Here is a 1,001-nt window from a genome sequence, read left to right as displayed (position 1 = left end):
GTATTTGAATGTTTCCGTTGCAGGAAACGATTCTCCATAGAAAGGAGGTGATCCAGCCGCACCTTCCGATACGGCTACCTTGTTACGACTTCACCCCAATCATCTATCAAAAATATTAGCTGTATGTTCTAAAATTGAGTGCTGAGTTAATCCTAACGTTACAACATCACCATTTTTACTATAATCAATTAATTCCTTTTCTTTTAATAATTCTAGTAGTGGCTTTCTTTCTAAGATAGTTATTCCCACATAAGTACTAAGAGCCTGTACTTTTGAAGACGTTATTTCAGACTCATCATCTTTAGATAAAGATGACAAAAGCAAGCCTGCTTTACCTGCAGTTAAAGTATTATCAAATGTATTATCCGCATATTTTATCTCATTTAATTTTTGTGCATGATGAATAATCCATGCACCCTTAAGTTTTTTTTCAAACATGTTTTATTCCCCTCAAAAGAAGAAGATATTACATGAAATTTCTCAACTAACTAACTATAAAAGACTTGTAACTAAAGCTTAAAAAATAGTCACAAAAAAAGCCCAACATCTAGTTGGGCTTTTTTTTATCCGAAAAGTTCAGAGTGAGATCCTATTCTGGCAAGGATTAATTCATTATTTTCCTTGTCCACGTCCCAAATTAACAATAAATCAGGTAAGACATGACATTCCATATGAGGCTTCCATTCTCCAATTAAAGGATGAGGTAAATATTCCTCTGGAACAGTCCCTGTTTTTACCAAATGCTCATCAATAAGATCCTTCAAAATTAAGAGTCCTTTCTTAAGCTTTGGGTTTGAGCTTACCCGTTTAAAATCTTTTTTTTTGTTCTTTGAAAACTAGATATCGAAACGAAACAAACGCGAATTAGAACATTCCTTTAAGCTGAACTTGTGCAAACAAGTCAAGTGTATAAAGGTAGTTAAATTGCTTTTGTGATGGTATCGGGTGAGAGCGACTTTTGGCTTTGCGTAAGCAAAACAAGGGAAGCGAGCGACCGAAAC

The 1,001-nt window shown here is 34.6% G+C and carries 1 protein-coding gene and 1 pseudogene; both read right to left on the bottom strand.

Features of this window, described 5'->3' with window-relative positions; translation table 11 throughout:
- Positions 1-99 precede the first annotated feature (99 nt).
- Positions 100-438 carry a hypothetical protein gene (locus EL84_RS00100; protein ID WP_047840223.1) on the bottom strand — a complete coding sequence of 113 codons (339 nt, stop codon included), beginning with the start codon at positions 436-438 and terminating at the stop codon, positions 100-102.
- Between the two features lie 125 nt (positions 439-563).
- A pseudogene (locus tag EL84_RS31080) lies at positions 564-824 on the bottom strand (type II toxin-antitoxin system YafQ family toxin); the annotation flags it as partial.
- Between the last annotated feature and the right edge of the window lie 177 nt (positions 825-1,001).

Origin of the sequence: Paenibacillus sp. VT-400 (assembly GCF_001029205.1) — a bacterium.
Lineage (GTDB): Bacteria > Bacillota > Bacilli > Paenibacillales > Paenibacillaceae > Paenibacillus > Paenibacillus amylolyticus.
Note: the sequence above shows the minus strand (reverse complement) of the source record. Positions and strands in the feature narration are given on the sequence as shown.

Coding starts and splice junctions, on each gene's coding strand:
- EL84_RS00100 (WP_047840223.1), bottom strand. CDS start 438: ATGTTTGAAAAAAAACTTAAGGGTGCATGGATTATTCATCATGCACAA.